This window comes from Streptomyces sp. 3N207 (genome assembly GCF_052246355.1).
In the GTDB taxonomy this organism is placed as follows: Bacteria; Actinomycetota; Actinomycetes; order Streptomycetales; family Streptomycetaceae; genus Streptomyces.
In genome coordinates, this window is sequence record NZ_JBQQBV010000033.1 from 1 (window position 1) to 24,536 (window position 24,536).

17 protein-coding genes and 7 pseudogenes are annotated in these 24,536 nt (G+C 69.0%); 9 read left to right on the forward strand and 15 right to left on the reverse strand.

Translation table 11 applies throughout. The annotated features are described in order from the left end of the window. Positions 1-165 precede the first annotated feature (165 nt). The gene (locus tag ACTWP9_RS33305; RefSeq protein ID WP_443250062.1) at positions 166-1,167 is read right to left on the reverse strand and encodes a hypothetical protein; all 1,002 of its coding nucleotides are present in this window, start codon (positions 1,165-1,167) and stop codon (positions 166-168) included. A gap of 428 nt (positions 1,168-1,595) precedes the next feature. After that, positions 1,596-1,958, reverse strand: a complete 363-nt coding sequence (locus ACTWP9_RS33310) for a helix-turn-helix domain-containing protein (protein ID WP_443250063.1) — start codon at positions 1,956-1,958, stop codon at positions 1,596-1,598. Between the two features lie 206 nt (positions 1,959-2,164). On the opposite strand from ACTWP9_RS33310, the gene ACTWP9_RS33315 reads away from it, so the two are divergent. The 5 genes and pseudogenes from ACTWP9_RS33315 to ACTWP9_RS33335 all read left to right on the forward strand — a co-directional run bounded on the left by ACTWP9_RS33315 (position 2,165) and on the right by ACTWP9_RS33335 (position 5,903). Beyond that, entirely contained in the window at positions 2,165-2,656 is a 492-nt protein-coding gene (locus tag ACTWP9_RS33315; protein WP_443250064.1) for an Ohr family peroxiredoxin, read from the forward strand. Between the two features lie 105 nt (positions 2,657-2,761). Beyond that, positions 2,762-2,810, forward strand: a pseudogene (locus ACTWP9_RS33320) (hypothetical protein); the annotation flags it as partial. Positions 2,811-2,831: 21 nt separating this feature from the next. After that, a pseudogene (locus ACTWP9_RS33325) lies at positions 2,832-3,944 on the forward strand (FAD-binding protein); the annotation flags it as partial. A gap of 74 nt (positions 3,945-4,018) precedes the next feature. Next, entirely contained in the window at positions 4,019-4,765 is a 747-nt protein-coding gene (locus tag ACTWP9_RS33330; RefSeq protein WP_443250065.1) for an SDR family oxidoreductase, read from the forward strand. 259 nt (positions 4,766-5,024) lie between these two features. Next, positions 5,025-5,903 carry an RNA polymerase subunit sigma gene (locus ACTWP9_RS33335; RefSeq protein ID WP_443250066.1) on the forward strand — a complete coding sequence of 293 codons (879 nt, stop codon included), beginning with the start codon at positions 5,025-5,027 and terminating at the stop codon, positions 5,901-5,903. A 29-nt stretch (positions 5,904-5,932) separates the two neighbouring features. Here ACTWP9_RS33335 and ACTWP9_RS33340 read toward each other — a convergent pair whose 3' ends face one another. Beyond that, a complete protein-coding gene (locus ACTWP9_RS33340) occupies positions 5,933-6,868 on the reverse strand; it encodes a sigma-70 family RNA polymerase sigma factor (protein WP_443250124.1) in 936 nt (311 codons plus the stop codon). A gap of 72 nt (positions 6,869-6,940) precedes the next feature. Beyond that, positions 6,941-7,170: pseudogene (locus ACTWP9_RS33345) on the reverse strand (transposase); the annotation flags it as partial. A gap of 423 nt (positions 7,171-7,593) precedes the next feature. On the opposite strand from ACTWP9_RS33345, the gene ACTWP9_RS33350 reads away from it, so the two are divergent. Then, positions 7,594-9,744 carry a tetratricopeptide repeat protein gene (locus ACTWP9_RS33350; protein WP_443250067.1) on the forward strand — a complete coding sequence of 717 codons (2,151 nt, stop codon included), beginning with the start codon at positions 7,594-7,596 and terminating at the stop codon, positions 9,742-9,744. 36 nt (positions 9,745-9,780) lie between these two features. Here ACTWP9_RS33350 and ACTWP9_RS33355 read toward each other — a convergent pair whose 3' ends face one another. The 3 genes and pseudogenes from ACTWP9_RS33355 to ACTWP9_RS33365 all read right to left on the reverse strand — a co-directional run bounded on the left by ACTWP9_RS33355 (position 9,781) and on the right by ACTWP9_RS33365 (position 11,141). Beyond that, positions 9,781-10,053: a hypothetical protein gene (locus ACTWP9_RS33355; protein WP_443250068.1), complete on the reverse strand. Its 273-nt coding sequence runs from the start codon at positions 10,051-10,053 to the stop codon at positions 9,781-9,783. A gap of 39 nt (positions 10,054-10,092) precedes the next feature. Beyond that, a pseudogene (locus tag ACTWP9_RS33360) lies at positions 10,093-10,332 on the reverse strand (SDR family NAD(P)-dependent oxidoreductase); the annotation flags it as partial. Positions 10,333-10,421: 89 nt separating this feature from the next. Further along, positions 10,422-11,141 (reverse strand): annotated as a pseudogene (locus ACTWP9_RS33365) (IS6 family transposase). Between the two features lie 1,005 nt (positions 11,142-12,146). Between ACTWP9_RS33365 and ACTWP9_RS33370 the strand changes: the two are divergent. Together ACTWP9_RS33370 and ACTWP9_RS33375 are read left to right on the forward strand one after the other, a co-directional pair. Next, positions 12,147-13,490, forward strand: coding sequence for a family 43 glycosylhydrolase (locus ACTWP9_RS33370; protein WP_443250069.1), 1,344 nt, complete (start codon positions 12,147-12,149; stop codon positions 13,488-13,490). Between the two features lie 234 nt (positions 13,491-13,724). Then, a pseudogene (locus tag ACTWP9_RS33375) lies at positions 13,725-14,791 on the forward strand (IS110 family transposase). Between the two features lie 105 nt (positions 14,792-14,896). Here ACTWP9_RS33375 and ACTWP9_RS33380 read toward each other — a convergent pair. From ACTWP9_RS33380 to ACTWP9_RS33390, 3 genes and pseudogenes are all read right to left on the reverse strand, one after another. Next, positions 14,897-16,477, reverse strand: coding sequence for a hypothetical protein (locus ACTWP9_RS33380; protein ID WP_443250070.1), 1,581 nt, complete (start codon positions 16,475-16,477; stop codon positions 14,897-14,899). A 20-nt stretch (positions 16,478-16,497) separates the two neighbouring features. Beyond that, positions 16,498-18,060 carry a hypothetical protein gene (locus ACTWP9_RS33385; RefSeq protein WP_443250071.1) on the reverse strand — a complete coding sequence of 521 codons (1,563 nt, stop codon included), beginning with the start codon at positions 18,058-18,060 and terminating at the stop codon, positions 16,498-16,500. A gap of 162 nt (positions 18,061-18,222) precedes the next feature. Next, positions 18,223-18,513: pseudogene (locus tag ACTWP9_RS33390) on the reverse strand (GmrSD restriction endonuclease domain-containing protein); the annotation flags it as partial. Positions 18,514-19,520: 1,007 nt separating this feature from the next. Between ACTWP9_RS33390 and ACTWP9_RS33395 the strand changes: the two are divergent. Next, positions 19,521-20,135 (forward strand): hypothetical protein, encoded by a 615-nt coding sequence (locus ACTWP9_RS33395; protein ID WP_443250072.1) that lies wholly within the window; start codon positions 19,521-19,523, stop codon positions 20,133-20,135. A gap of 572 nt (positions 20,136-20,707) precedes the next feature. On the opposite strand, the gene ACTWP9_RS33400 is transcribed toward ACTWP9_RS33395, so the two are convergent. The 5 genes from ACTWP9_RS33400 to ACTWP9_RS33420 form a co-directional block, all read right to left on the reverse strand. Next, complete coding sequence (locus tag ACTWP9_RS33400) at positions 20,708-21,361, reverse strand: hypothetical protein (protein WP_443250073.1); 654 nt, start codon at positions 21,359-21,361, stop codon at positions 20,708-20,710. 117 nt (positions 21,362-21,478) lie between these two features. Beyond that, positions 21,479-21,901 (reverse strand): hypothetical protein, encoded by a 423-nt coding sequence (locus ACTWP9_RS33405; protein ID WP_443250074.1) that lies wholly within the window; start codon positions 21,899-21,901, stop codon positions 21,479-21,481. A gap of 228 nt (positions 21,902-22,129) precedes the next feature. Beyond that, positions 22,130-22,432: a hypothetical protein gene (locus ACTWP9_RS33410; protein WP_443250075.1), complete on the reverse strand. Its 303-nt coding sequence runs from the start codon at positions 22,430-22,432 to the stop codon at positions 22,130-22,132. Between the two features lie 92 nt (positions 22,433-22,524). Beyond that, positions 22,525-23,607: a hypothetical protein gene (locus ACTWP9_RS33415; protein ID WP_443250076.1), complete on the reverse strand. Its 1,083-nt coding sequence runs from the start codon at positions 23,605-23,607 to the stop codon at positions 22,525-22,527. An 80-nt stretch (positions 23,608-23,687) separates the two neighbouring features. Further along, entirely contained in the window at positions 23,688-24,320 is a 633-nt protein-coding gene (locus ACTWP9_RS33420) for a hypothetical protein (RefSeq protein ID WP_443250077.1), read from the reverse strand. Between the last annotated feature and the right edge of the window lie 216 nt (positions 24,321-24,536).

Here is a 24,536-nt window from a genome sequence, read left to right on the forward strand (position 1 = left end):
ACGCTCAGCGCCTGGTCTTCATCGAGATTCGACGGCAGCCTTCAGCGTCAACTCGGCATCTGATCTTCAGTGCGCGCAGCCGCCCATCAGCAACCCCCCAGGCCGCGCGGCCACAAGCCGCACTGAACCCCTCACGCCGAACCACTGAAAACCAAACGCCAAACATCACAGGCGCGTGGAGCGCAGGATGCGCGGCAGGAGGCCGACGGGAGCAAGACTGTCGCGGATGTGTGCGGCGCCGGCGGGTCCGCGGTGTGTTCGGGTGAGCCTGGTGACGAGCAGGTGGGGGTTGTCCGTACTGAGTCGGTGTCGGTGCTCCTGGCAGCGTTGCAGCGCCTTCCAGGTCGCGCCGTCCAGCGGGAGATGCACTGACCTGCCGGGGAACCGGACGCTCTGGCGGTGGGGGTCGATGCCGGCATCGGTGAGCTGGCGCAGCTCGGTGATGGTTGCTGCGTGCAGGAGAGCAGCGAGGCCGATGAAGGCCTCGTGTGGGTGGATCTCGTGGTTGGTGGCCCACCGCCTGTACAGGGTGCGCTGCCGGGCTGGGGTGAGGGTGGGTCCGTGAAATCCCCTCTGCTGTACTGCGGTTACCGGGTCGGTTGGGTTGTGGAGGATGGCCTTGGAGCGGTGGGCGTAGGCGAAGAACTGGCGCATGCCCGCGAGTCGGGAGGCGCGGCGTGCCGGGGCGAGGGCGAGGAAGGACTCCAGGTGGGCGGTGGTGACGCTCGTCCAGCTCTTATGTCCCTCGCTGTGGAGGTGGAGGGCCAGGTCGCGGATGGCCTCCAGGCGGATCTCGATGGTCTTAAGTTGGTTGGGGTGTAGCCCGAGCTGCTGGGCTTGCTCGCGCTGGAGCAGCAGGAAGTCGGCAAATCCCTCGACCTGGCGGCGCAATGGGGCGGGGGCAGCCTCGATACGGCGAGTGCGGCGGGCTGCTGCTCGCCGGTCGGTGAGGCCTGGTGGCGGGTCGAGGTGGCCGTGGGTGTGGAAGAAGTCGGTGAGTGCTCCGACGAGTTCGGGTGCGTTGCTGTGAGCGTGTGCGAGCAGTGTGCCCGGGTCGCCGGTCGTGGTCGCAAGGATCAGGCGTGCGGTGGTGGCGACGACGTCGGCCCCGTAGATGGGGTGGCGGTGCTCGGCAAAGTCGCTCCACCAGGGTGGTGGGGCGGGCATGCGCTCGGCCCAGCCGACCGCGCGGATTGTGACGGTGTGCGGTGAGTACTCGTAACAGCGCTTGCACAGGCCCTTGGCCCACTGGCCACTGGTACCGCAGCCCTCACAGCGTGCTGGGGGTGGTGCGGTGGCGGAATCGGTACAGGCCCGGCAGCGCTGGGTCGCTGCGTTAAGGACACGTCGGCGCCCGCAGTGCTGACACGGGCCCAGGGCCGGTCGTCCGGCGGAGCGGCGTCGGCACGCCGCGCACAGGTCCTGGGTGGACCGTCGCGGAGCGCCGCAGAGGGTGCAGGTGCGTGAGCACCAGGCGCAGCGGCCGGTGTCGGGGCGCAGCCGGCGCAGGCGGTGGCAGGCCGGGCAGGTGTCCTTGGTCGTCCGGGACGTGACGGCGGTGGGTGTGGGTGGGTTCGGGGCGGGGCGGGGTGCGGTCACAGCGGTGGCAGAGAGCGGTGGTGGGGTGGGGGTTGTTGTGGGGGCGTGGGGACCGGGTCGGGGGCAGGGGGCAGCGAGGGGGTTGGGGGTGGTTCGTGCATGGTGAGCAGGTCGCCGGGGGTGCAGTCGAGGGCGGTGCACAGTGCGGCCAGGGTGGACAGCTTCACCTGGGAGGGCTGTTTGGTGAGCAGCGCGGACACCGATGCCGCGGACAGTTCGATACCGGCACGCTCGGCCAGGAGGCGGCGCAATTGGGTCCCGGTCCAGATGCCGCGCTGTGCTGCGGCGATGCGCAGTTTCCACTCCACCTGGGGCGGCGGGGCCAAGGGTTCAACGGCGTGGAGAGGGGGTGTTGTCACATGGGCTCCCAGGGTCAGCCGGCCAGGCCGGTGACAGCGGTGACGGTGGCACGGGTGTCGGCGCGGTCCACGCGGCGACGGTCGCGCAGGCACGCGAGTGGTACGGATGGCACGGGTGACCGCACAGGCACGGGCGTCACAAGAGACGGGACTCTCCGGTCTACCAGTCGTCCGGATCGACGCCACGACGCGCAGGTGCCCTCATCATGGCGATTCAGCAGCCCAACCTGCCCGCCGAGAAGGACTTCGACGGAGAGTCCTTCGCTCCCCTCTACACGACGACGGTGACGGTGACCGGCGGTTCAGCGGCACACGGGCGGGCCTCGGGTAAGGCCCGCTCGGACGACGGAGTCCTCGATCTGGATCTCCGCACCCCTGCCGAACTGGGAGGAGACGGCCAGGGAACGAATCCCGAGCAGCTGTTCGCCGCCGCGTTCGCCGCATGCTTCCACGGGGCGCTGAGCCTGGTGGCACGACAGACCGTGTCCGATCCCACCGCGATCGCCGTCGAGGCGACCGTGGCGTTCGGCCGGGACCCCGAAGACGGCGGCTACCTGTTACAGGTCGACCTGGTGGTCAGGTGGCCTGGTGTCACCCCCGAGGCCGCCGCCCCGCTCCTGGAGCGGGCAGATTCGCTCTGCCCCTACGCGAGGATGGCGTGGCGGGGTACGCCGACCACCATCACACTGGCCTCCTGATGCCACGGCCGGCTGTCACAGATCGCGGGGCCGTCCGGTCGTAGTGAGTGAAGACCCAGGCGATCGGAGTGGACCGTGGCCGTCAACGAACAACGTCTTGCCACCATGGTGCTGGTGATCGGCACCGGAGGTGCCGGTCTGCGGGCGGCGATCGAGCTGGCCGAGGCCGGCGTCGACGTCCTCGCGGCGCGACGAGAACACGGGCGACTCCTTCCGTCTGGCCGTGGAGGCCGGGGCCAGGCTGCGGGACGCGGAGCTGGTGCAGTTCCATCCGTCCGGGATCATCGAGCCGGAGAACGCGGCCGGCACGCTGGTCAGCGAGGCCGCCCGGGGTGAGGGCGGCGTCCTGCGTAACGCGCTCGGGGAACGCTTCATGACCCGCTACGACCCCGAACGCATGGAGCTGTCCACCCGCGACCGCGTGGCCCCGGCCTCGTACACGGAGATCAAGGAGGGACGCGGCACCCCCAAGGGCGGCGTCTGGCTCGACGTCTCCCACCTGCCCCGGCAGACGATCATGACCCGGCTCCCCCGGGTCTATCAGACCCTGCTCGACCTGCAGATGCTGGACATCACCCGCGAACCGATCGAGATCGCGCCCACCGCGCACTACTCGATGGGCGGGGTGTGGGTGCACCCGGAGGACCACAGCACCGACGTGCGTGGCCTGTATGCCATCGGCGAGGCATCCAGCGGGCTGCACGGCGCCAATCGTCTGGGCGGGAACAGCCTCATCGAGCTGCTCGTCTTCGGTCGTCTCACGGGCCGGGCGGCCGCCGCCTACTCGCAGTCGCTGAGCGCCCAGCCGCGGTCGGCGTCGGCGGTCGCGGAGGCTCGCGCCGACATGGACGAGTTGCTGGCGGCCGACGGACCGGAGAACGTCCGTGCCCTGCAGCGCGCGATCCGCGACACGATGACCGAACACGCCGGAGTCGTACGCGACGAAGCGGGTTTGCGCGCCGGGCTCGCGGAACTCTCGGTGATCGAGGAGCGGATGGCGGATGTCGGAGTGCACCCCGACATCGCCGGATACCAGGACCTCGCGCACGCCTTCGACCTCAAGTCCGCGGCACTGGCCGCGCGGGCCACCCTCGAATCCGCGCTGGAGCGGCGAGAGACCCGTGGCTGCCACAACCGCAGCGACCATCCCAGCCTGGATCCCGAACTGAGGGTCAACCTCGTGTGGTCCCCGACCGCCGGTATCACCCGTGAGAGTATTCCGCCCGTCCCCGACGAGATTTCCGCCCTGATTGAAGAGGTCTCGGCCCAGGGAAAACTCGTCGAATAAACCCCTGTCACAGATAGAGCCCCGGTCCTGTCTCTACTGGTACAGGCACCAGGAAACCCGAAAGGAATGTCGTCATGAAGGTCGTAGTGATCGGTGGAACCGGGCTCATCGGCTCGAAGGTGGTCGCCGGGCTCGGCGAGCACGGGCACGAGGCGGTCGCGGCCGCGCCCAACACCGGCGTCAACACGCTGACGGGCGAAGGGCTGGCCGAGGTCCTGAAGGGCGCGTCGGTCGTGGTCGACGTGTCCAACTCCCCCTCGTTCGAGGACGGCGCCGTCATGGAGTTCTTCCGCACCTCCACGGCCAACCTGCTGAAGGCGGAGGCCGCGGCCGGCGTCACCCACCACGTGGTCCTGTCCGTGGTCGGTACCGAGCGCCTCCAGGAGAGCGGGTACCTGCGCGCCAAGCAGGCCCAGGAGGACCTGGTCAAGGACTCCGGCGTCCCCTACTCCATCGTCCACGCCACCCAGTTCTTCGAGTTCATGAAGGGGATCGCCGACTCGGCCACCGAGGGCGACACCGTGCGTCTGGCTCCGGTGAAGATCCAGCCCATGCTCTCCGACGACGTGGCCGCGGCCGTCGGCCGCACCGCGATCGGCGACCCGGTGGGCGGCGTGGTCGAGGTCGCGGGTCCGGAGGCGTTCCAGCTCGACGAACTGATCCGCAAGGTACTCGACGCCGAGAACGACCCCCGCACGGTCGTCACGGACCCGCAGGCCCGGTACTGGGGTGCCCCGTTGCAGGAGACCACCCTCCTGCCGGGGCCGGACGCGCAGATCGCCGAGACCGGGTATGACGACTGGCGCGCGCAGCAGTCGTGACCCAGCGGGTGGCCCTTGCCGACAGGAGAGGGCCACCCCTGCCCCCGTGAGGGAGCGGGCGCCGAGCGGCCAGGGCTGACCTTCAGAGTTGTGCCGGGCAGGGTTCTGCGCCCTCGTGCCGCACGGCGTTCACCGTCCGTCATTCCGCCCCACCCCCCGGGCCTGTCCCGTCCGCACTGCCCAGTCGAGGCGCGTCTCGGAGGCGGAGCCGAAGACCGACGGCATCAATGCGAGCAGGCGGTGTGGGAGAGGAGGGCGTATGGACCGGGGCGAGGCGGTGCCGATCGCCGAGCTGCTGGAGGAACGTCGGTTTCTGCTGGAGGTTGCCAACTGGATGCTGGGCAACCTGGCGCAGGCAGAGGACGTTGTCGGCGAGACCTACCGCCGTTGGTACGAACTTCCCGATGCGGTGCGTCGGTGGATCACCGTTCCCCGGGCGTGGTTGGCGAAGACCTCGGGTGCCATCTGCCTGAGCCGGCTCGCACTGTCCGGCGGGGGGACGTCCGGGCACGAGGAGGACGCGGCACGGTCGACGGGCGTGGCGGAGGACGCCGGCCGGATCGTGCTGGACGCGCTGGAGTCGCTGTCGCCGGCCGAGCGGGCGGCGTTCGTGCTCGACGCCTTCGGGATGGCCCCCGGCACGGTGGCCGACATCGTGGGCCGTACGGAGCCGGAGGTCGCCGAACTCACCGACCGGGCCAGGCAGTGGCTGCGGGTTCGGCGTTCGCAGCCCACGACACCGCAGCAGCACGATGCCGTGGCCCATGCGGTGCTTCGGGCATGCGCAGCGCAGGACGGCGACCTGCTTGCGTCTCTGCTGTGCTCGGACGTCATCGCGTTCTTCGACGGTGGCGGCAAGGTACGGGCGCTGACCGGTCCGGTCCACGGCAGCCGGCCGGTCGCCGACAGCCTGCTGACACTCCTGGCCGGTCGCCCACGCGCCGGTCTGACCGCGCAGTCCGTCAACGGCCGTACCGGCCTCGTCGCCCGCTACGGCTGTCAGGTCGCCGCCGTCATCAGTCTCGACGTCGCCGACGACCATGTCGCCCAGGTCTGGGTCACGCTCAACCCCGACAAGCTGCGGTCCTGGAACCGACGTCGCACACACGGTGCCCTCGGCTCGGGCCGGAGCCCGTGACCGTGGCGGCGGCTGTCACGCTGCCGCGGTCACTCACCGTCCGGCGCAGGGCCGGAGGTGGTTTCGAAGCGGGCACGCGAGTCGAGGAACGCGGCGATCTTGCTCGGGCTCATCACCCACAGCAGCTGGTGGATGCCGTCCTTCGAGGCGGCCGCCGTCAGGAAGGCGAAAGGCCTGCCGCCCTTGCCGACCATCACCCCGGCACTTCCGTTGGCGTCGACCAGCATGAAGTCCGCTCCCCGCCAGAACGGCCGGTAGGACGACAGCCTGGCGACGCGTTCGCGGCCCAGCACAGGTACCCGAGCGCAGCCCCTCATGCCGTTGCCGTCCGACAGGCTCACGGCATCGGGGGCGAGCAGCGCCTCCAGCGCCGCCACGTCCCCCGTCCGGGCCGCTGAGACGAAGGCGGTGAGGAGGCGTCGGTGCTCGGCCGCGTCCACGCTTTCCCGTGGCTCGTCCGACAGGTGCTTACGGGCCCGGCTGACGATCTTCCGCACATTGACGGGGGTGAGGTCGAGGATGCCGGCGATCTCGGCGTAGGAGTAGTCGAACGCCTCGCGCAGGACGTATGCGGCGCGCTCGGTGGGGGGCAGTTTCTCCAGCACCAGCAGCAGCGCCAGCTCCAGGGCCTCCGCGCGCTGCGCCCCCACCTCCGGGTCGGAGCTCGTGTCGACAGGCTCCGGAAGCCACGGCCCGACGTAGGTCTCCCGGCGCACACGCGCCGACTGCGCCACGTTGATGGCCAGGCGGGTCGTGATGCTGGACAGGAAGGCAGCCGGGTTGTCCACCACCGAGCGGTCGGTCAGCTGCCACCGCAGCCACACCTCCTGGACCACGTCCTCGGCCTCGACGACGCTGCCCAGCACGCGGTAGGCGATGCCGAAGAGACGCCTCCGGTGCTGCACGAAGACGGAAACAGCCGCGTCGAGGTCGTTGTCCGGCCTGCGGGAGGGTTCGAGGGGCATGATCGTTTGGTCTCCGTTGCTCTGCTTCACCTGCTTCGTTGACCGGTCCGTCTCTTCACTGTGACAGAACCGCCGAGCGTTCTCCGCACGCAGCCGGGCCAGCTCCTGGGCCGCGCTCACGCTGCCGTCGCGGCCCTCGGGCACGGCCTGGGCCTCGTCCTTGCGTACCCACGTCCGAAGCGACTCCGCGGTGATGCCGAGATCCGCGGCCACCGCCACGTACGCCGCTGCCCGGCCGCAGCGCGGTAGAGCGCGACAGCGTCCTTCCTGAACTCCTCCGGATACGGAGACCTACGTCCCACCTGGACATCCCTCCCTGGACCATCAAGATCCATTGTCAGGGCGTCCACTCCAAAGGATCAGCCTCATCTCGGTGTTCACCCGAGATCAGCCGCGACCGACTTGATCGTCGCTCCTGGCCTCGACCGGTACAACGCGGCCGCGTCCGCCTTGAACTCGGCGGGATAGTGTTTCATCCCCACAGGGACTCCGTTCTCCTGGACCATCAAGATCCAGGTCTCTCCGATGTCCAAAATCCGGGGTCCGGGCCCGGGTGTCCTCCGGAAGCCACTACCCGACGGCCGTTGCGGTACCTGAGGATCACGAAGCAACCGCAGGTGCGCGCCGGAAGGTGACACCGAGCAACCCCGCAGGAGGCCCCCGCAGACCGGCGTGACATCGTGACCGTGCACTGATGACGAGGGACCTGATGGAGTAGAACCGCGATGTCGAGTGAAGCGACACCGCTGCCGGCTGACGAGGTGATAGCCGACCTCGTGCGACGCCTGTGGACCGCCGATACCGGCGCATGGCGCGAGGGCGACCTGACCTCCTTGGCCGAACTGCCCGCCGCCCGCCTCCGCCCGGTGGCGCCGGACGAGCGGCACTGGTTCGGCACAGAAGACCACGCCGCGCTGCACATCCCCCTGACCGCGCCCGCAGGCCCAGGTGCCAAGGCGGACGCGTTCCGGCACACGGCCGAGGTGGTGACCGGCGTGCTCGGACCCGCCGCGCTGCTGGGCTGCTGGGGGGACCAGGCGCCGTTCTCCACCGCACCGCCCGCCTGGGGAAGTCCGTTCCGCCGCTGGCACCGGCCCGACGGGCCGAACTCTCTCGAACTGAGCGCCGGTGAGGACGGCCCGGAGCTGGTGCTCCAGCCCAAGGCCCCGAGCGAGCACTGGCTGGAAAAGCTTGGCGAGGCACCTCGGCCGATCACCGCGTTCCTGGCCTACTCTCCGAACGACCCGGCCAACGACGGCCTTGGACTCCCCGGCTATGCGCGCACCGAGGACTGGGACGAGTTCGCCGACTCGCTCGGCGCGTTCCTGGCCCCCCTCCCCGCCGCGACCCGCGCGCTCGACGTGGAGCTGTCCCTCGCGCTGCACGCGGCAATCCCCGGAACCTTCGGGCCCGTCACGTTCCATCTGGCCTGCGGAACCCAGCTGGAGCTCGCGCTGTATCCGCGCAGTGGCCGGCCCCGTGACGAAGAGCTGGCCGCACTCGGCTGGATCCAGGAGTCGGCACTGGCCTCGTCCTGCGACCACTGGCACGCCGGCGAGGGGCCGGTGAGCCACCACTCCGAAGCACACGGCGCGGGCGCGGCGGGGGCCTCCGCGCTGTCCCGCCTGCTGGTGGACACGGCCAAGGCATTCGGCATCGAGGCGCCCACGGGGCTGAACCTGCACGCGAGCGCGGACGACCTCGGCGGCTACCGCACCCGCTACTACGCGCTCCCACACGGCGGTTACCGCTCCACCCACGACGACGCCACGCCCCCGCCTGCGGTCCCCGTAACCGACGCCGACGAGCAACTGGCCCTCGCGGCACAGGCGTACGAGGCTGAGAAGGACGAGGTGGCAGCCCGGGCGCTCACCCGCGCCGCCGGGGCGGGCTCTCAGCAGCGCGCGCTGGAGGCGGCATCGAGCTACGCCGAGGCCCGCGCGGCCATGGGGCATCGCCCCGGAGCGTTCCGGTACGCCGAGGTAACCCTGGAGGCGCCCGCCGAGACCGGCCCGCCCGAGTTGCGCGCCGCCGACCGGCTCCGGTCCACCGGAGAGTCCACGCGCGCGCGGCACCGCTACGAACAGCTCACCGACCACCCCTCGTTCGCCGTACGCCTGCTGGCCCGCAAGCGGCTGCTCGCGGCGGCGCGCGAGGCCGGGGACGAGCCCGCGGCGCAGGCGCTGCTCCACGGCCGGCTCGCCGACATCCGGTGGGCCGGTGACGGGCCGGAGGCCCTGGGCCTGTTCCGCGCGGCCGCCCGGACCGGCGTCCCGGTCGCGGAGTTCGAACTCGGTGAGCGGCTGCTGCGCGCCGGTGAGATCGACGAGGCGCGCTCCGTCTTCCACCGCGTGACTGACCTCGACACCGGTCTCGTGTGCCGCGCCCTGTCCCGGATCGGTGAGAGCTACAACCGGAGGGACGAGGGCGACGAGGCCCACGCGTGGTACCGGCGTGCCCTCGAAGCCCCCGGCGAGCCGGACACCGCGGCGCTCGCGGGCATCACCTGCCTGCTCGGGGGGAGGGCCAAGGCCGCCGGCGACCTGCCCGAGGCCCGCCGTCGGTACCAGGCGGTCCTCGACCTGGGCGATCCTGGCCAGCGCCCCCTGGCGGCGGCGCACCTGGCCGAGATGGCCTATTGGTTGGGCGAGTACGACACCGCGGCCCGCTTCTACGAGTTCACCCTCGCCACCGGGACGCGCGACGCCGAACTGGTCGGCGAAGCGTGCTGCCGGCTCGCCGAGATCCGCCGCGAGGCGGGCGAGACCGACCTGGCCAGGCGCTGTCTGCTCCGCGCCGCCGACTCCGGCCACCCCGAGTTCGCCCGGCGGGCCCGCGCCCTGCTCGACGACCTGCGTCGGTCCGGTGGCCGCTGAAGGAGGTCCATCCGCCCACGACCGACGAGTTCCGCTTCACCGCGTCGTCCGCTGACCGGTCCGGCCCGGCTCGCTTGGTGCCGCCGCTGCCTTGCCGCGCATCGGCTCGCCGGTCATGGAGAGGATGGTGCGGCGGGGCAGGACGCGGACGGCGAAGGCGAAGAGGGAATTCCCGATGCCGGAGACGACGGTGGGCCGCCGGCGCCGTTGCAGTGCCTTCAGGGCTGCGGCCACCAGCTCCTCCGGGGTCTGGGCCAGGCTCTTCAGGGCGTGCGCGTGCGATGGGGCCTGCGATTCGGTCGAGGTCATGCCGGGGCACAGGCCCATCACGTAGACGCCCCGGCCCTGTTATTCGTGCCACAGAGCCTCGGAGATCGCGGTGACGAAGGCGTTGCCGGTGCTGCAGACCGCGGGCCCGGGGGTGGGGGCGAGGGCCGAGGAGACGTTGACGAGCACGTCTCCGCGCCGGGCGCGCGCCAGGAAGGCATGCGCCAGCATGACGACGGCATCGCAGTTGAGCCGCATCGTGGCCATGGCGTCCTCGGTGGGCACCGCCGAGAACGGGCCCGGCCGGGCTGTACCGGCATTGTTGACGAGGAGGGCGTTGTCACGTTAGCGGGTGCGTGATCGTCTGAGGGCGTGTCGGGATGGGGTGGGGCCGGGTCTGGGGTCCAAGGTCAGGCTGCTGCTGGCAGGTCGGTGCCTTGGGTGATGTGGTCCCAGATGGTGAAGCGAACGCTCATTTCGAGGCGGTGTTCGGCGGCGGTCATCAGATGCCGCCGGGTCCGGAAGTGGGGTGAGATGCCGCTGAAGGCGGAGAGGAACCGCTGCGCCCCGCTCGCGGAACGGAAGCCTTTCATGGCCCGTTCGCACTGCCTCGTGGGCTGGTGGCTGTTCTCGGCTCGGTTGTTCAGGCCTTTGTGGGAGCGGTGTTCGACGGAGGGCATGACCTCGCGGTGGGCGGCGCTGTAGGAGCGGAGCTTGTCGGTGACGACCACCCGCGGCACCGCTCGGGTCTTCTTCATCAACCTGCGGAAGGATCGCCTGGCCGCGGCCTTGTCCCGCCGCTTCTGGACCAGGATGTCGAGCACCATGCCGTCCTGGTCGACGGCCCGCCACAGATACTTCAGCTCGCCATTGATCCTGATGAAGACCTCGTCGAGGTGCCACTTGTCGCCAGACCTTGGCTGCCTGCGGCGCAGTGCGTTGGCGTACTGCTGCCCGAACTTCACACATCAGCGGCGGATCGTCTCGTAGGAGACCACGATTCCGCGCTCGAGTATCAGCTCCTCGACCTCGCGGAACGACAGCGGGAAGCGGAAGTACAGCCACACACAGTGGGAGATCACTTCGACCGGGTACCGGTGACCCCTGTACGACGGCACCGGGTTCCCCATGGACGACTCCCCTCCACCATGATCAACCCGGAGATCATCCCATCCCACCAGCCAACGTGACAGCGCCCTCGGCAGCCATCACACCACCCCACTCCCCCACCCGTAACACGGACACAGGAATGAGCAATCCCACGACAGCCGGCATCCAGGTGTGCTAGCCCCAACAGGCGTCCCGCGACAGCCGCTTGGTCACCCCACGACAGCCAAGATCAACCAGAAAAAGACCAGCTCAGTAAGCCATCATCCAGACAAGACCGGCTGACACCCAACCCGATGCCACCCCACCACCCACTCACACCCTGGATGACCTGGTAGGTGGCCACGGCGAGCCGGCCGGCGAGCTGGCAACGCTCCGCAAGGGCTGGCCCGCCCCTTTCTGCTGCTGACGGAAATGGTCATGCCATGACGCACGACCACGCAAAGCCGTTACGCAATCGTAACGCCCTGACTTGCCTCCCGACCTTCTTTGCGACCTGCGGAAATAGCTGCGGCATGGGGATCAGTCGGAGCGCGGAAGGCTCCGGATTATTTTTCCGTTCTGTTGACGAAAACTGTCGGCCATTCACATGCTGTGCGGCATGCCATCCCAGGACGGCCCTCTGACACACCCCGGGCAGGGACGCAGAAAGCTCGTGCTCGGACTCACCGCTGCGCAGAACACGGCCCGCTCAGCCGGAGCAGGCTCAACGACCTCAGCGGGCTCTCCTGGGCGTACCTGTACTGCATCGTCAAGCCCATTACCAGCGGCGCCCTGGTCGCCTCCCCGCCCTATGCCGCCCAGCTCGAACGCGGCCGTCCGGCAGGGAAGCTGACCCTCACCCCTGGGGGCAGGCGGGGCGGTCTGCATCGGTTTCGCCCGCCACTTCGCCCATGGGACAGCCGCCGTCAACGCCGCACACGAAGTCATCGGCACGGCGCGCGAGCGGCAAAAGAAGCCACCTCCCGCCGCCGGTTCCCCCCAGACATGGGCACCGGCGTCCTGAAATACGAAGAAGGACGTGACTGATGATCAGCTCCGAGAACGGGACGCACATCGCCCGGCGTTCCTTGTTGGCCGGTGTCGCCGGCTCCATGGGAGTGGCGGCGCTGCCCGCGACCGCTGCACAGGCGACACCGAAGGAGGTCGCACCGATGCGGCGGTACCCGTCGAACAGGTCCGACCTGAGCCCCTACGGCCTTGCGGACACCGGGTCGGATCTGTGGCCGCGTGAGGACAACTCCTTCATCCTCCCGCTCGAGCTGCGCGCCCGTGACAAGGAGCGCGGCCGGGTCTGGATCCGGGACACCTACGTCAACTGCTTCGTCGTCAACGGCTTCCCCCTCTATGTCGCCACCGGCACCACCCGCGTGCCCGGCCTCGAGGCAGCCGCCCCGTGGAACGACGGCATCTTCGTGTGGGTGTCCCGGTCGCTACGGGGACCGTGGAGACTGGTCGACACGACCGGTATCCGGCCCAGCGCCGAGCGGGGCAAGGTGTGGTCACCCGAGTTCGCCGACGAGAACCGGCCCGGATGTACGGTCGTCGCCGAGTGGCAGGAGTACTGGCACGACGAGCGGTTCGGCAAACGCGGCCAGGCGTGGGCCCCGGAGGTGCACCATTTCCGCGGCAGGTGGTACATCGTCGCGTGCATGGGCGACCATTCCCGGAAGGTCGGCTCGTTCATGCTGGTGAGCGAGGGCGGGCTCGAAGGCCCGTACCGACTCGTCGAGGGCAACCTCAACAAGCCCTTCGGCGACACGGTCGCCAGGGGAACGGAGTTCATCGAGCCCGGCGCCTACCACCACATCGACGGCAGCCTCTACACCGAGGGCGGCGACGCGTGGCTGGTGCTGCACAACGACCTGTACGCGAGGTTCCGGGACGACATGGAGGACATCCTCCCGCCGACGAACCTCCCGGAGTTCCAGCAGACCCCGTACTCGCCCGAGCCATATCTCGAAGGCGCGTACATGTTCAAGTACGGAGGCAAGTACTACCTCCTGCACGCCGCGTGGAACCGGACCTCGACCAATCCCGACGGCAGCACTCGCCACGCCTACGACCCGCCAGGCCCCGGCCGCGTGCAGTACCAATACGACGCGATCGTCGCCGTCTCGGACAACCTCGAGGGCCCCTACTCCCAGCGGTGGACCGCGGGCGTCGGCATCGGCCACAACAACTTCTTCACAGACCGCAACGGCCAACCGTGGGCAACCTTCTTCCGCAACCCGAACTTCGGCTACTGGTCCCACCCCTCGCGCATCGCCGACGCCGCCGTGCCCGGTGTCGTGCGGCTGGAGTGGACCGGTCCGGACGGCAATCGCCTGTACGTCCAGCGACGGAACCGGAATCGCATGATCGGCGACTGACAGTGAGGATTGGCCATGGCACCGCTCGGGGGTCTGGCTCTCCGACTGACTGACGCTTCGGCTGTCCTTGGCTGGAATCGTCGGCCTGCCGGGCGGTGCCGCCTGGCGTGTGGCCGGTCGGGCGTCCGTGACTTCATAGGAGCCCGGCCAGAGGTCCCATCACTGTCTTGTCCGTCTGCCCGACCGGCCCGCGCCCTCCCATCGGCGCGCGCTGGAAGGGCAGCTCACAACAGCATGGCAGCACAGGACATAGCGGTGGTCGGCGGGATCGACACCCACGCCGACCTCCACCAGGCCGCGGCTATCGACAGCATTGGCCGGCATCTGGCCACCCAGCAATTCGAGACCACCCCGGACGGCTACCACAGGCTGCTGGACTGGCTGCGCTCGCACGGCGAGGTCCTGGCTGTCGGGATCGAGGGGACCGGTGCCTATGGCGCAGAGATTGCCCGGTTCCTCACCGCAAACGAGGTCACAGTGGTGGAGGTGGACCGGCCCGATCGCAAGGCCAGGCGGGAGAACGGCAAGTCCGACTCCATCGATGCCTACGCGGCCGCGACCGCGGTCCTGTCGGGGCGGGCCGCGGGCACGCCGAAGACCCGGAACGGGATCGTGGAGGCGATCCGGGCCCTGCGGGTGGTCCGCAAGAGCGCGGTCAAGGCCCGCACCCAGACCATCAACCAGATCCGCACCCTGATCGTCACCGCCCCTTCCGACGTCCGGGACAAGCTGCGGGGGCTGCCCGCACGCGAGCTGGTCGACACGCTGGCCCGCTCGCGTCCGGCAGGCGAACTGGCTGATCCGGCCTGCGCGGTGAAGACCGTGCTGCGGCGGCTCGCCCGCCGCTACCAGGTGCTCGACGAGGAGATCAAGGAAGCCGACCGGGAGATCGGACCGCTGGTCACCCAGGCCACCCCCAGGCTCATTACCCTGCCCGGCGTCGGCCCCGAGACCGCCGGCCAGTTGCTGACCAGCGCGGGCGACAACCCCGATCGGTTGCGCTCCGAAGCCGCCTTCGCCCACCTCTGCAGGGCCGCCCCCGTGCCCGCGTCCTCCGGCCGCACCAACCGCCACCGTCTCAACCGGGCGGAGACCGCCAGGCCAACAACGCGCTGCACACCATCGTGCTGGTCCGCATGAAATACGACCAGCGCACCCAGGACTACGTCGCCCGACGCACCGCCGAAGGGATGGCCAAGAAGGACATCGTCCGATGCCTGAAACGGTTCGTCGCCCGCGAGATCTACCGGCACCTACCCTATGTCACCCACCCCACCAAACCACTCCCACAGACCGCTTGACGATCTATAGGAGCTTCAGCGACACGGCGCCGGCCACTCCCCGCGCCGGGGAACAACCGACCTGCCACGCGTTCGACCCCCTACCCACAGGCCAGCCTGGCCGAGTCAGCGGGGCAGGGCGTGGGCGAGGAGGTATCGGCCGTGGTCGTCACGGTCGTCGAGGGCGTAGATGGTCTTGCCTGGGCTGTCGAGGGCGACGGCGAAGAAGTTCCTGCCGTTGAGGAGTGTGGTGATCGTGCCGCCCGGGGTGACGGCGCGTACGCGGGAGACCTCTTCATAGGATTCTCCGGACCAGCCGTCGGCGATGTACAGGGTGCCGTCCGGGCCCAGGTCGAGTCCGCAGGGGGCGAACAGGCGCGCCGTGAGGGCGGGTACGCCGTCGCCGGTGTCCTGGCCGCCGCCGGCCACGTGCACGGGGGTGGTGTTGCCGGGGGGAATGTCGTCGACGGTGCCGCAGGCGGAGAAGCCGAACAGGGGGCGGCCGGTGGGGCGCACGGTGACGCCGAAGACGGCGTACAGCAAAGGGCAGGGAGAGGTGAGGTCTTGCTGCTTGATGACGGAGGCTTCCCCCTGGGGCGGGAGGCGCAGGAGGCGGAGGTCTGTTTGGGGGGTGTCGCCCTGGTAGGCGATGACGTGGAGGACGCCGTGGGGGTCGGCGGCCAGGCGGGCGGGTACGAGGGGGTATTGCTCGCTGCCGCCGGGGAGTTGAGAGCCGTGGGCGAGGGTGTGGAGCGTTCCGTCGGCTTCGACCTTGACCAGGCGGGCGCTGCCGTAGTCGGCGATGACGAAGCCGCCTGTGGTGGGGTGGGCGATGACGTCGGTGGGCCGGTCGAGTTTCGCTTTGAGGGCGGGGATGCCGTCTTGGTAGCTGGTGCCGCCTCCGGCGGCCGGGGTGGCCTCTTCTCCGGGGGCGATGCGCCAGATGCGGCCCGTATCAGGTGAGGCCAGGTAGAGGGTGCGATCGGCTGCGACGGAGATCCCGAAGGGGTTTTGCACCCTGGTGTTGACGTCGCGGACCAGGGCGGCCAGCCGCTTGCGTTTCTCCGCCGTGCCGTCCTTGTGTTTCTGGAGCCGGTTGTAGAGGGCCTTGCGCTTTTGTTCCCGCTGGCTGCGGGTGAGGCCTTTCATCCGGTTGACCATGTGAGCCACCATCAGCCGCAGCAGTTCGTCGCTGACCTCATCCAGCTTCACCGCGGAGAGGGCGATGCCGTAGGCGAAGACGTTGTGCACGTCCGCTGTCAGGCCGGCGCCGTCGAAGGTGTACAGCCACAGCATGGCGTCCACGCGAACGATGTGATCGCCGTCGATGGTGATCAGGCTCTCGTCCCGGCGGGACTCCCCCGCAGCCGTGTTGCCGAGCAGCGCGTCGAGGCTGTCGCGCAGGATGGCCGCCATCGCCTCCCGGAAGTCGGTGTCGGTGGAGGCGAGGGCCTCATCGAAGGCGCGCTGGAACTGGGCCTGGTTCACCTGGCCGACTCTGACGTAGGTGTGGGCGCGCACGGTGGTGGGGTCGGCTTTGATCCTGATGGTGCCGAAGGGGGCGGTGGGCAGCATCCGCACGCTGCGGCGGAAGGCTTCCGTCTTCGCGCGGGCGAGGCGGTCGAGGGCGCCGAGGACGAATGCCAGCCGCTGCTTGTCCCCGGGGGATCCGGCGAAGCTGTTGATCACCTCGTGGATGCTGGCCACCGCTGCACTCCCTCCGGGGGTCAGCTGGGGAGGGGGGCGGGCAGGGGGTGGGCCTTGAAGCGGCGGCGGGGGGCGTCGTGGCTGTCGGAGAGGGTGTAGAGCACGCGGCCGGGCCCATCGACCTCCACGGCGTGGATGTTCGCGCCGCGGGCCACGGTCGTCACCACGCCCTGGGGGGAGAGCTTGCGCACGCGCGAGGTCTCCGGCTCCTGCCCGTCGTGCGCGTCGGCGATGTAAAGGTTGTTCTCGTGGTCGGCGGCCAGACCGCACGGGTAGCGCAGCCGGACCTCCAGGGCCTGCTCTCCATCCCCGTGGTATTCGCCCCTGCCGCACGCCAGGGTCATCTTGGGGACGGTGGGAGTTTTCTTCCCGACCACGCCGGTACCGGAGAGGGCCACCATGACATCGCTTGTGCCCGAGGGGATGATGCCGTGGACCTCAGAGGAGATCTCGGTGTCGTCAAACTTCAGTTCCTCCTGCTTGTGGACGGTGACCTCCCCGCCGCCCGGAGGGATGGTGATGATCCGCAGGGGCTTGGAGTCGCCGTCCTGGTAGGCGACCACGAACGTGACACCCTCACGGTTGAGCGTCACCTTGGACGGCCGGACCGGCGCCTGAGCGCCCCCGCCCGCCTGCTTGGTTCCGTCGAAGACGGTATTGAGCAGGCCCTTGGAAAAGAGGCGGACGCGTGCGCCGCCGTGCTCAGCGATCAGCACGTAGTCGGCGTTGCTGCCGGCGGGGTGGCATGCGACGTCGGTCGGCCGGTCGAACTTCAGCTCCCCTGGGAGCTGCTGGACGGTATCGCCGGCGGCCTGCCAGACCTGGCCGCTGTCGGGGCAGGCGAAGTACAGCATCCCGCTCTTCGGGTCCCGGGCGATCCCGCTCGGGTCGGACACCTTCTCATTCACCAGCGCCGTCAGAGCGTTCAGCTTCAGCCGCTTGGCAGCGATGGCCTCCTTCTGGGGCCGGAACTTCTCCCACAGCTCCTTCTTCTTCTGCTTCTTCTGCTCCGGGGTCAGGCCGGTCATCTTGTTGACCATGTGGTCGATCATCTGATGCAGCAGGTGGTCGCTGACCTCTTCGGCCTTGACGGTCGAGAGACACACGCCGTAGGCGAAGGCATTCTCGGCCGCCGCGGTCAGCCCGTAGGAGTTGAAGTTGTAGTTCCACAGCAGCGAGTCGACACGGATGATGTTCTCGCCGTCCAGGGTGACGAAGCTGTCGGTCTGTCGGTACTCCCCCGCGCTGACGTTGCCCAGCAGCACATCAAGACCGGTCTTCAGCAGATCGCCGATGATCTTCTTGAAGTCCGGGTCCGTGCCGTTGAAGATGCTGTCGAAGATGTTCTTGAACTTCTCATTCGGCGTCTCGGAGACCTTGAAGTACATCCGGGTGCGGAAGTCGTACGGTTCCGCCTTGACCCGGACCGGGCCGAACGACGCAGTGGGCAGCAGCATCGCCTCCTGGTTGAACTCATCCATCTTGGTCGTCGCGAGCCGCTGGAGCACCCCGAGGGTGAACTTCGCCTTGTTCTTCTGATCCTCGTTGCTGAGCGTCTTCAGCAGGTCCTTGATGACGGCCATCGTCTGCTCCTTGCACGATTGACAGAGGGGGTGAGAAGGGGGCCGGGGGGGTGCCGAAGCTGATCGCCACGCCCGGAAGAGGAAGAGGCAGTGCGGCAGTGCCCGCCGTTGGCTGTGCAGCTCTCCCCGGCAGCACAGGGATCTGAAACAGCCCGAACGGGGTCAGGAGCAGCCCGGCGTGTGGAGCATGCCCTCCAGCGCGGTCCGCTCGGCGGAGGTGACGGTCAGGGCGTAGGTGTGCTTGACCTTCGTCCACGCCTTGGCGTAGGTGCACTGGAAGTCGGCCTGCGGCTTCCAGGCCTCGGGGCCCTTGTAGCCCTTGGCGGTGTTGCTGGTCTTGGAGACGACCAGCAGTTGCGGGTCGACCACGTCGTTGGCCAGCTCCACCCGCTTGGTGCGGGTCCACTTCGAGGCTCCGGACTGCCAGGCGTTCTTCAGCGGCACGATGTGATCGACATCCGCGTCCTTGGTGTAGCTGACTCTTTGCCGTCATACGGGCTGTCCCACCGGCCGGAGGTGACCTCGCACGGCTTCTTCTTGTTCGTCTGCTTGACCTGCTGCCCGTCCCGCTTCATCACCAGATCCCGGGTCGTGCACTTCTGCGCGCCCGGCCACACCTTCCACGCCCCCTCCCCCGGGTTCTGGAACTCGGTGCGGTCATACCCCCCGACACTGCCGGCTCCCCAGCTGCGCCACCGCCACCGCCTTCGACGGCACGTTCGGCAAACTCCGCACCCCCACCGGCCCCGGTACCCCCGCCGCTGTGGCGGCGGCGACTGCGGTACCCGATACGGGCGGCGCAGCCGCCACACACGCCAGCACGGCCACCACACCGGCCAGACCCGACCTCATCCGCACAGACATCCACCGCTCCCGATCTACGACGACCCAGACGCGGTCACCATCCCCACAGCCCCCGCAGACCCCACCCGGCGCACCAGGAGCGCACCAGAGCACTCGCCCCGGCCCGGCATGCACCACCCTCACCCCAACAGCGGCGGCATCCGGGCAGTGACCGCTTGAGACCTGCTCGGCCGTAAGAGACCGTTTTCATCGGTGGAGTCTGTTCGATCCCAACTCTTCCCGGTGGCAAGAGGGACTTCTGAGGCATTGGCGCCTCAACGTGTCCAGCGGGATCCGCCGAATGTCTGCATTGCCAGACTCATCACTGGAAGCCTGTCTCACTCCAAGAGGTATCGGTATCGGCGAATTCTCTCGCTGAGCCGCTGGCGACACTGACACTCGGGAGACGTGGCTATCGCCCTGCGGCATGTGGAGCGGAGTGAACCAGGTGAAAACGACCTCTAAAGATGGGTTTGCCTTCCCCTCCGGGCGAAGAGCGCTCCTGCGTGGCCCCTCCGACCAAGAGCGCGGGTAGCACTGGGACGGCTGCCGCATTCCGCAGGTTCGAAGACAGGTCTGCGGAGCAGTCCAGTGACGTGGCGTAGAAGGAGCGCATCTTGAAGATGAAGTCTGCTGTGGTCGCGGCTGTGGTGGTTTGCGGGCTCTCGATGCCGGCCTCGGCGGTAGGAGCGAGCGTGACAACAGAGCCGACTCCGTCCCCGGCTGCGGCTGGTCCTGCCCAGCCTCCGAGTCATGCCGCCACGGCGCTCGACGAACTCGCAGACAAGGCAACGCGGAAGGTCCAGGAGAAGTATCCCGATGCTGTTCTCTGGGTGGCTTCCGGTGAGTCACCGCAGGGGCCGACCCGCGACATGTCGAAGATGACCAAGTGGATCTTCGTCTACAACACTATGGAGGAAGAGGGGCCCGCCTCCGTTCGTGTCCTGGCGGACATCGACGGCACCATGGAGGAACCCGAGGAATACGACCATCCCTTCTGGGGCGTCGCACCTATCGGAACCACACGTGTGGGCATGACCCTCGACCAAGCCTTCGAACGGCTCAAGCAGGCGGAGTCGGACAGCAAGTATCAGTTCACAGCGCTGGTGCGCCCATATGACGAAGAAGGGGGAGAAACAGCTGACCGCGAATGGCGGTTCAACAATGGCTACCACGGCGCCTGCGGCCTTGGGGTGAACGTCGAGAACGGCAACGTATCGCCCTACTGCTGATTCCTCTGCCCACCCGGCGTCACGCAGCCCCCGGCCCCACAGCAGGGGTTCGCCTGTCGAGGCCGGAGAGTGCGAGTAGGTGTCCTCCTGCGGCGGACCCCCGCGCGCACCGTGGGCTCATTGAGGGCCTGAAGGCCGCTGTGGGCGAGCGTGGCAAGTCTGCGGGTATCAGGGGCTCCGCGACGTCGCCGGTACGGCCGGAGACGGCGATCGGAGCGCGCTGGGACAGGCCACAGTCGAGCGCGGCCGCGGCAGCCGGGCGGGCGTCTCACATGCGGGACATCTCGGTGCCGGCGATCAGGCACGGCCGCAGGCAGAGCGGAGATGCGCGGCTCAGTACCGCACTCCTCCAGCGGTGTAGGCGGCGCGGTTGAGCATTTCGGAGAAGCCCATGTTCTCCGCAGCGGCAGCGCATGCGGCGACATCGTCGGCTGGGGTAGGTGTGGCCGGCGCGAGCCAGCTCCTGAACGAGCCACTGCCCCGCCCAGCCGGGTGGCGGCCGGGTCGAGGACAGGAAGCGGGGCGGGCTCGAAGACCACGGGGCGGAACCGGGATGCCCCATGCCCGCCCCCTCAGCAGCTCTGGAAGAAGAATTCGGCGTTCTTGCCACCCGGCGAGAGGAACAGGTAACCGACCCCGCTATCACCGAAGTTGACCTCGAAGGGCAGTTGGCAGGAGTCGAGCTGGACGACCATCTGCCAGCCCTCCCCCGGCAGGGCGTCGCCCTGCAACCAGACCGGCACCACATCGGGGCCGCCGAGCTGGTTCATCCGGATGCTGCCTGCGGCATCCTTCTGGCGCTCTTCGAGCAGCTCCTCCAGCCGCTCCTCCCTGTCGTCCTCATCCTCGACCGGCTCCAGTTCCCGCTTGACGTGGGAGAAGTCGACCTCCTCCTCCACCCGGAGCAGGTGGACCCGGTCCAGGTCGGTCGGCCCGGTGGCCGCCGACCGTGTCTCGAAGGACTCGGTGACCTGCCCGCCCGGCTGGACGACGGTGGCGTGTTCACCCGAGAACCCGATGGCGAACAGGTACACCATTCGGTACCCGCTGCCGTCCGCCGCCGGCACCCGGAACTGCCCCATGAACGGGGCGAGATCGTTCTCGTACGGGTCGACCGGCCACTGCGGCTCCTCCAGCCAGTGCGGCAGGCCACCCAGTCTGGTGCCGTCCGTGACGGCTGCCTCGGCGTCACTCGCCGGCTGGTAGGACGTGAAGCGGTACCGCATATGGATCCCCCGTTGTCGACCGACCTGCTGTGCTGCCGCACAAGTTATCGCCCGTCGCCGATCCGGCCAGTTGGCGGTGCTCGGCCGTAACGGGGCGCGTGGGCGGGCTGGCGTGAGTCAGCGGCGCTGGGCCAGGCAGCGGGTGCTGGCGTAGGGCAGCAGGCAGAACGCCCGGAACTGGCTGACGACGAGGGCACCGAGCATGAGCCAGTAGGTGAAGCCGTGGCCTGCGGATACCGCGGCAAGGGCTGCGAAGCTGAGGGTGGCGAGACCGCCGGTGACAACGCATCCGTCCACCCAGCCCAGGACAGACATCCGTCCGCCCGAACCGATGAACGCCCAGAAGAAGAAGGGGCCGCCAATCATTCCGACAGCAACGAGGAACGGGGGGTCGACTCTCTGGGTGGCGAGGAAGGGCGGCAGCAGCCGGAGGGAGATGTACGCCCACATGCCGATGTAGGCGGCCTCAAGTGCAAAGGTGGCGATCGACAACACGCGCCAGGTACGGGCCGCCGCCGACGAGGTGGTCTCTTCGCTCACCCGATAGTCCCCTCCGGTTCAGGGGCCCCGCACACAGCCCCGGCACACAGGGGTATAGCCGACCGCTGGCTACCCGTGCGCGATTCCGGCCCGGTCATCACCCGTCTTGGGGAAGCAGGGAAGGAGCGATGGGTGGAAGCCAACGGCCTGGTGGCGATGAACCCATGAGGCGGGAAGCCCTGACCTTCCGCGTGCTCCAGCGGGTGGTGACGCGGGTGCGCGGAGGGATCAGGCGGTCGGCGAGAGCGTATCGAGCAGGACGCGCAGCCGGAGCACGAGCTCCTGGTCCACGTCTGCCTGGTCCAGGACCTCGGCGGCCGGGGCGAGAACTTCGATGAGCCGCCCCGAGCGGACCGTCGGCGGGAGATGACGCAGCGAAGCGCGGAAGACCGTCCCGTTCCAGGGGCTTCGGGCGAGGTCCTCGGCGAGTTCCCGCTCGGCCGATCGCGGCGCCCACAGACCGGAGTCGTACGCCTCCAGGAGGGCGGCCCTGTCCCGGCGCAGGGCATCGGCGAGCGAGTTCGTCGTCACCTGCTGCCCAACGATCCAGCATCCCGTGCGGCAACGGCCCCAGCACGCCACCAGCTCCCAGGAGCAGCCCGGTTCAGCTGCCTGGCCTAGCGTTAACGGGGCAGCGGAACGGGCCATGGCTTGTGATGGTGAGCGGGGAAGGCGGCAAGTTCGGTGTCGACTGCGTCCATTTCGTCGTCTGCGAGGGCCCGGGAGAACGCGATGCGGGCGTAGATCTGGACGTGGTCAGCCGGGGTGCGTGCGTGGGAGGGGGCCTGGTCGTCTTCGTCCCAGATCGTGGTGACGGCCCTGGTGATGCTTTCCGCGCCGCTGGAAGCGCCCGCCGACCAACTGTCTAGACCGGTGTCAGTGATGACCAGGTGCAGCAGGTGGGGGTTGCCCTTGGCCTGTTGGAGCAGGGCCTTCAGGTGGGGCAGGTAGCCGCGGGCGCTGATGCGGCTCAGCCAGTGGGCAGGCCCGTAGGGGATGTGCCGCTGTTTGAGCTGCGGGGCTTTGTTGTCGTTGGTCCAGGTATTGAGGGTGACGTCGCTCGGCTGGTCGGTGAGTAGGTCGGCGATGGTGTCCCACACGTCGGGGGCGTGTGACCAGTCCGTCCACTGCTGGTGCAGTGCGGTCGTGGACAGGTCGGTCATGCGGCGGACGAAGCGGGCCTCGATGTCCTCGGGTCCTTCGATGCTGGTGATTCTTCCCTTGCCGTAGGCCACCGCCCAGGGCAGGCACCACAGGGCGATACGGCACTGTCGGCAGGCCGGATACCCACCTTTGCGGCCGGGTGAGTTGTTGATGTAGCGGGCGGAATCCGTCAGCGGCCACAGGCTCTTGCCCCAGCGCACACCAGCGGGAGCGCCGCACGCGAGGCAGACGTCGTCGTCTGTGGTGTCGTCGGGGCCGAGCAGGTCGCGGACCTGCTCGGCCGGTTCGTGCCCCTTGGCCTGGAACTCGGCGCGGCGCGGGGCGGTGGGCGGGGAGTTGGGGTACATCGGGGCAAGTTTCTGCTGCCAGGCCCAGTACCGGCCGCCCTTGACCGCGGTGGCGGCTGCTCCGGCTGCCTGGGCGATGGTGTCCACCAGGGCGTCAAGGTCGCTGTTAATCAGGTCGGCGGGATGGTCGCGGCCCGAGAGAGCGGCAGCTGCGTGTGCGCCCAGGCGCTGGAAGGGGTGCGGGGTGAGTTGCATCAGGTGGCTCCGACGTTTAGCAGCACGCAGGCGCCTTCGCCCGTACGGCTTTGGATGAGGTCTTCACACAATGGGCCCGGTCACGGCAACTGGGCGGCTACAGCGTCGGCCCACGCGGTGCGGCGCTGGTCGTCTTCGCGGATGATCCGGCCGATCTGCACCTCGGAGCGTCCGAGCTGGCGGGCGACGCGGGCCTTCCCGCCGCGTTCGGTGCCCACCAGGTCCCGGATCAACTCGGCGTACGTCCAGCCCCAGCGGGCGTCCAGGCGGGCGAGGCGCCGGCGCTCGTGGCGGATTGCGCTGGCGGCGTCGGCCGGGTCCTCGGGAACGGTGAGACGCAGCACGGCCGCGTACTCGTCCATGGCGTCCATATCCTCATCAGCCTCACCAGGGCGCATGTAGAGGGAGGGGTCCTCCCGGCGATCCTCGATGAGGTCCACGTAGGTCTCCAGCAGGTCGGCCGCGGCTGCCGGCGTCAGATGCTCGACCGTCCATCCCTCCTTGTCGAGCGGTACACCGTCCCAGGCCCACCACACCGTGCGGCTCTCCGGGTCCAGGACCAACTCGTGGTACTCGCTGCCCATCTGCGTGATGAGAGTCGCGAGACGGTAGGCGCTGGAGCTGGTGTGCTCCGCCAGATACGCCTCAGCAGCCTCCCAGTCGGGGACGGTGGTGGTACTCAGCGGTGAATCCGTCTGTGCGGACGCGGACATGGGCCAACAGAGCAAGCATCGACATGGGTTCCCCCTCGGGATTCGGGATCAGGCGCACGGACGGTCCGCGTGCGGAGTGGCGACAGCCAGGGCGGCGGCACGTGTTGGCTCGGCAGCGGCCCGTGGCAGGGGCGGCGCCAGGGTCATTGGTGCGAGGGCAAGCCCCGCAACCCCGCCCGACCAGTGCCGTTGCGTACGCGCGCACTTGGGCGTGCC

Bases quoted from the DNA above. Each gene is read 5' to 3' on its own strand.
- ACTWP9_RS33305 (WP_443250062.1), bottom strand. From the start codon at position 1,167: ATGCCCGCCCCACCACCCTGGTGGAGCGACTTTGCCGAGCACCGCCAC.
- ACTWP9_RS33315 (WP_443250064.1), top strand. From the start codon at position 2,165: ATGGCGATTCAGCAGCCCAACCTGCCCGCCGAGAAGGACTTCGACGGA.
- ACTWP9_RS33330 (WP_443250065.1), top strand. From the start codon at position 4,019: ATGAAGGTCGTAGTGATCGGTGGAACCGGGCTCATCGGCTCGAAGGTG.
- ACTWP9_RS33335 (WP_443250066.1), top strand. From the start codon at position 5,025: ATGGACCGGGGCGAGGCGGTGCCGATCGCCGAGCTGCTGGAGGAACGT.
- ACTWP9_RS33340 (WP_443250124.1), bottom strand. From the start codon at position 6,868: ATGCCCCTCGAACCCTCCCGCAGGCCGGACAACGACCTCGACGCGGCT.
- ACTWP9_RS33350 (WP_443250067.1), top strand. From the start codon at position 7,594: ATGTCGAGTGAAGCGACACCGCTGCCGGCTGACGAGGTGATAGCCGAC.
- ACTWP9_RS33355 (WP_443250068.1), bottom strand. From the start codon at position 10,053: ATGACCTCGACCGAATCGCAGGCCCCATCGCACGCGCACGCCCTGAAG.
- ACTWP9_RS33370 (WP_443250069.1), top strand. From the start codon at position 12,147: ATGATCAGCTCCGAGAACGGGACGCACATCGCCCGGCGTTCCTTGTTG.
- ACTWP9_RS33385 (WP_443250071.1), bottom strand. From the start codon at position 18,060: ATGGCCGTCATCAAGGACCTGCTGAAGACGCTCAGCAACGAGGATCAG.
- ACTWP9_RS33400 (WP_443250073.1), bottom strand. From the start codon at position 21,361: ATGCGGTACCGCTTCACGTCCTACCAGCCGGCGAGTGACGCCGAGGCA.
- ACTWP9_RS33415 (WP_443250076.1), bottom strand. From the start codon at position 23,607: ATGCAACTCACCCCGCACCCCTTCCAGCGCCTGGGCGCACACGCAGCT.
- ACTWP9_RS33420 (WP_443250077.1), bottom strand. From the start codon at position 24,320: ATGTCCGCGTCCGCACAGACGGATTCACCGCTGAGTACCACCACCGTC.